Origin of the sequence: Microbacterium sp. (assembly GCF_049661145.1) — a bacterium.
GTDB lineage: Bacteria > Actinomycetota > Actinomycetes > Actinomycetales > Microbacteriaceae > Microbacterium.
On the sequence record NZ_JBASZT010000094.1, the window covers coordinates 1 to 2,172 of the forward strand.

Annotated in this window: 1 protein-coding gene and 2 pseudogenes; 1 reads left to right on the plus strand and 2 read right to left on the minus strand. The window is 71.2% G+C overall.

All coding sequences use genetic code 11. The features are described 5' to 3' along the window. Positions 1-325 (minus strand): annotated as a pseudogene (locus WBP48_RS04140) (hypothetical protein); the annotation flags it as partial. Continuing rightward, positions 297-1,732 (minus strand): annotated as a pseudogene (murC, locus tag WBP48_RS04145) (UDP-N-acetylmuramate--L-alanine ligase); the annotation flags it as partial. The pseudogenes murC and WBP48_RS04140, both read right to left, overlap by 29 nt. 105 nt (positions 1,733-1,837) lie before the next feature. Here murC and WBP48_RS04150 point away from each other — a divergent pair. Beyond that, positions 1,838-2,172: PadR family transcriptional regulator (locus tag WBP48_RS04150; RefSeq protein WP_424436504.1), on the plus strand; the 335-nt coding region annotated here is incomplete at its 3' end.

Sequence of the window (2,172 nt, forward strand, 5' to 3'; positions counted from 1 at the left end):
CCCACACGTCGCGTAGGCCGATGCCGTCGGCATCCGTCGCCGGCATCGCACCGGCGATGTCGTCGGCGTCGGCGACGCGTGAGTCGCTCGTGGCGGCATCAGCGTCGGCGCCCGCGGCCGCATCCGCGTCGGGTACGCCCTGCGGCCCTGGCTCATCGACCACGACGGTCGGCACCGGGAGAAGCGTCGCGGTCGACCCGTCCCCGGCGCTTGCAGCCGCCTGCCGCGGGGGCAACGGGATCGAGACCTCCGCCGACTCCCGCGACTCGTCCACCGGCGCCGGGGACCGCGCCGGTGGCGCGGGGAGCGGTGTCGGCCGACGCATCGGCTAGTCCTCCGCCGTCCCAGCCAAGGCTTCGAGCACCTGCGGGATGATGAGGTACACGTTGCCGCAACCGAGGGTGATGACGTAGTCGCCGGCGCGCGCGATGGATGCCGTGTAGTCGGCGGCCTGCTGCCAGTCCGCGACGAACCGCACCTTGCTCGGATCGTGGAACGCTCCACTGACGAGCTCACCGGTGACACCGGGGATGGGATCCTCGCGCGCGCCGTAGACATCGAGCACGACGGTGTGGTCGGCGAGAGTCTCCAGCACATCGGCGAACTCGCGGTACATCCGCTGGGTGCGCGAGTAGGTGTGCGGCTGCTGCAGCGCGATGATGCGGCCATCTCCGATGACGCTGCGGGCGGCCGTCAGTGCGGCGGCGACCTCGGTGGGGTGGTGCGCGTAGTCGTCGTAGACGCTGACGCCCCGCTCCACGCCGTGCAGCTCGAACCGGCGGACGGTTCCCGCGAAGTCCTCGACCGCACGGAGGGCCGGCTCGAGCTCATGACCGAGTGTGAGCAGCACCGCGACCGCGCCGGCGGCGTTGACGGCGTTGTGCGCGCCGGGGACGGCGAGGTGGCCCGAGACGGTCTGCCCGTCGTGGGTGAGGGTGAACGAGACCGGGCCTTCGGCGACGATGTCGGTGACGCGGACGTCGGCGGCGGCATCCTCGCCGAACGTCACGATGCGGGGGTGGGTGAGCTCGGCGGTCACGCGGCGGGCGCCGGCGTCGTCGGCCGAGATGACGACCGCCTCACGGGCAGCGTTCGCGAAACGGACGAATCCGTCGTAGAAGGCGTCGCTGGTCCCCCAGTGGTCGAGGTGATCGGGATCGACGTTGGTGATGAGCGCGACCGACGTGTCGTACAGCAGGAACGTGCCGTCGGACTCGTCCGCCTCGATGACGAACAGTTCGTCGGAGCCGGTGCCGCTGGAGACACCGAGACCCTGGATCACTCCCCCGCTGACGAACGTCGGCGTCTCGCCGAGGTCACGCAGCGCCGTGACGATCATGCCGGTGGAGGTCGTCTTGCCGTGGGCTCCGGCGACGCTGACGAGTCGCCTGCCGCCGATCAACCAGTGCAGTGCCTGCGAGCGGTGGATGACGTGAAGTCCGCGCTGTTTGGCGAGGAGGAACTCCGGGTTCTCGGGCCAGATCGCGCCGGTGTGGACGACCGTGTCGACGTCGTCCGGGAGGTTCGCGGCGTCGTGCCCGAGGTGGACCTCGGCGCCGCGCTCGGCGAGGGCCCGCAGGGCCGCACTGTCGGCCCGGTCCGATCCCGACACGCGGATGCCGCGGTCGAGGAACATGCCCGCGAGCCCCGACATGCCGGAACCGCCGATCCCGATGAAGTGGGCGGCGGTGATGTCATCGGGAATCGGGAGGCTGAGATCGGGTCGAATCATGGCCCGTCAAGTCTAGGTCGGCGGATGCCGGGACCGGCGCTCCCGCGCCGCGCGCCCGGTCCGCCATGCATGGCAATATTCCCACTACAGGTATATGGTGTCGACATGAGCACGCTCGGCGACACCGCCTTCTGGATCCTCACCTCGCTCGCGGACGGGCGCAAGCACGGCTACGCGATTCTGCGGGACGTCGCGCACGCCGCTGGCGCGGCCCCGAAGCCGACGACGCTGTACGCGAGCCTGGAGCGGCTGGAGCGGGAGGGGCTGGTCCGCGCCGACGGCGACGAGATCGTGAACGGGCGTGCACGTCGGTACTTCGCTGTGACGGATGCCGGCCGCCACCGTCTCGACGCGCGCGCCGCCGAGTTCGAGGAACGCGCCCGTGTCGCCCGCACCGCCCTCCACCGCGGCGCGAAGGCGGGACCGGTGCAGACGTCGCG